1 protein-coding gene is annotated in these 2,462 nt (G+C 60.8%); it reads right to left on the bottom strand.

Annotated elements, in window-relative coordinates; all coding sequences use genetic code 11:
* Window positions 1–101: 101 nt before the first annotated feature.
* Complete coding sequence (locus ACRC1E_RS13600) at window positions 102–2,330, bottom strand: YgiQ family radical SAM protein (protein WP_438515627.1); 2,229 nt, start codon at window positions 2,328–2,330, stop codon at window positions 102–104.
* Window positions 2,331–2,462 lie beyond the last annotated feature (132 nt).

The raw sequence follows: 2,462 nt of genomic DNA, 5'->3' as shown, positions 1-2,462 counted from the left end.
TGTGGCTATGGCTATATCCGCCGTGATGATGTCGCGCTTCACATTTCGGGCGGCTATTTGCCCTGCGTAGTGGCTAGGCCAGATGCGCAGGGCCGGCTGGATCAGCGTTTGCCCGGTTTGGGTGGACGGCCCATGGGTTTGGCCGGGGCTTTGCCGCGTGGTGCCGGCTTGGGGGCTTGAGTGCGTGCGGCCGGTGCCGGCCGTTTTGCTGCCTGCGCACCATGTGTGCCATTGCCGCCGCGCGCTGCCTGTCCTTTAGCGCCCTGTGTCCAGCCTTCGGCGCCCCAAGGGGGTACCAGATGCTGCGGGCCATTACCGATCAGGTCGCCACGCCCCATATCTTCCAGTGCATTGCGTATTGTCGGCCAGTTTTTCGGGTCGTGAAAGCGCAGGAAGGCCTTGTGCAGGCGGCGTCGCGCCGGATCGCGTACCGCGTCGACTTTTTCCGAGCTGCGCGCCAGTTTTTTCAGCGGGTTGCGGCCGGTGTGCCACATGGTGGTCGCCAGCGCCATCGGCGTCGGGGTAAAGGTCTGTACCTGATCCGGACGGAAGCCGTTGTCCTTGATCCATAGCGCCAGATTGAGCATGTCCTCGTCGCTGGTGCCCGGGTGGGCGGCGATAAAGTAGGGGATCAAATACTGTTTCTTGCCTGCCTGTTTGCTGTAACGCTCGAACAGTTCCTTGAAACGGTAGTAACTGCCTATGCCCGGCTTCATCATCTTGGACAGCGTGCCGTGTTCGGTATGTTCCGGCGCAATCTTGAGGTAGCCGCTGACGTGGTGGGTCACCAGTTCCTTGACGTACTCGGGCGAGCGTACCGCCAGATCGTAGCGCACGCCCGAGCCTATGGTCAGGCGCTTGACGCCGGGCAGGGTACGCGCCTTGCGGTACAACTGGATCAGCGGGCCATGGTCGGTATTCATGTTCTCGCAGATGTCAGGGTAGACGCATGACAGGCGGCGGCATGAGGCCTCGATCTTCTCGTCTTTGCAGGTCAGGCGGTACATATTGGCTGTCGGGCCGCCCAGATCCGAGATATGGCCGGTAAAGCCTGCGGTCTTGTCGCGGATTTCTTCTATTTCCCCCAGAATGCTCGCTTCCGAGCGGCTCTGGATGATGCGGCCTTCGTGTTCGGTAATCGAGCAGAAGGTACAGCCGCCAAAGCAGCCACGCATGATATTGACCGAGAAACGGATCATTTCCCACGCCGGAATATTGGCGTCGCCATAGGACGGGTGCGGGTTGCGCGCGTAGTCCAGCCCGTATACATAATCCATTTCCGGCGTGGTCAGCGGAATCGGCGGCGGGTTCATCCAGACATCGCGTTCGCCGTGGGTTTGTACCAGTGCGCGGGCATTGCCGGGGTTGGATTCCAGGTGCAGGGTGCGGCTGGCGTGGGCATACAGTACCGGATCGTAGGCCACGGCTTCGAAAGCCGGGATGCGGATCACGGTCTTGGCGCGTTCGGCACGGCGCGCCGCCAGTCGCTCTTCGCGGCTGACAATGCGTATGGTTTTGACCGCCTCGGGGGCTGCGCTGCTGTCGCAGGCTGATTCGCTTGCCTGTGTGGTGTCGACATAGGGGTTGATATGGCTGTCGACGCGGCCGGGTACGTCCACCGTGCTCGAATCCATTTCCACCCAGCCTTCCGGTACCCAGCCATAGGGCGCCATAAAGGAGGTACCGCGTACGTCGCGGATGTCGGCCAGCCGTTCACCGGCAGCGGAACGGTGCGCAATCTCGACCAGTGCCCGTTCGGCGTTGCCGAACAGGAGGATGTCGGCCTTGGAGTAGACCAGTGCCGACTGGCGTACTTTTTCGCTCCAGTAATCATATTGGGCGATACGGCGCAAAGAGGCCTCGATGCCGCCGACCATGATGTCGGTGCCGGGATAGGCTTCACGGCAGCGCTGTGCATACACCGCCATCGCCCGATCCGGGCGTTTGCCGGCCTCGCCGCCGGCCGTATAGGCATCGTCCGAGCGCGGCTTGCGGTCGGCGGTGTAGTGGTTGACCATCGAGTCCATATTGCCGGCCGATACGCCGAAAAACAGCCGCGGCTTGCCCAGCTGCTTGAAGTCTTCTGCCGAATGCCAGTCGGGCTGGCTGATGATGCCGACCTTGAAGCCCTGATCTTCCAGCAGACGGCCGATCAGTGCCATGCCGAAGCTGGGGTGGTCGATGTAGGCATCGCCGGTCACCAGAATGATGTCGCACGCGTTCCAGCCCAACTGCTTCATTTCGATGCGGCTCATCGGCAGGACGGGGGCGCTATGGTGTTTTTTATTCGAACGCAGGGTATGGATCGGTGTGGTGATGACGTCGGTCATGGCTGGGCTTTAATTCGGCAAGGCGCGCATTGTGCCAGAAATGCTACATTTTTTCATGGAATTTTGTTGATTTTCATTGACATAGCCTTGTCTTGGGTAGGGTTGTTGCTGTCGGGCGGACATTGTTTGCAG

Source organism: Craterilacuibacter sp. (genome assembly GCF_051659485.1).
In the GTDB taxonomy this organism is placed as follows: domain Bacteria; phylum Pseudomonadota; class Gammaproteobacteria; order Burkholderiales; family Chromobacteriaceae; genus Craterilacuibacter.
The sequence above is the reverse complement of the archived record's forward strand: the minus strand, read 5'-3'. Positions and strand labels throughout refer to the sequence as shown.